The sequence below is a fragment of the Streptomyces sp. B1866 genome (genome assembly GCF_031932565.1).
GTDB lineage: Bacteria > Actinomycetota > Actinomycetes > Streptomycetales > Streptomycetaceae > Streptomyces.
Genome location: NZ_JAVSCF010000675.1, coordinates 1 through 210, shown reverse-complemented (window position 1 = coordinate 210; position 210 = coordinate 1). Strand labels below are relative to the sequence as shown.

Here is a 210-nt window from a genome sequence, read left to right as displayed (position 1 = left end):
GGCGTCAGCCAGAACCGCTCCCGCTGGAACGCGTACGTCGGCAACGGCACCCGACGCGCACCCGTCCCGGCGTAGAAACCAGCCCAGTCCACCCCCAGCCCGGCGACGTGCGCCTCCGCGAGAGAGGCCACGAACCGGCCCAGTCCGCCCTCGTTACGCCGCAACGATCCGACCACGGCAACGCGGTCCTGGGCACCGTGCGCCTGAACC

1 protein-coding gene is annotated in these 210 nt (G+C 72.4%); it reads right to left on the bottom strand.

Annotated elements, in window-relative coordinates:
* On the bottom strand, positions 1-210 hold a 210-nt coding region (locus RKE29_RS30740), incomplete at both ends, for a hypothetical protein (protein WP_312008950.1).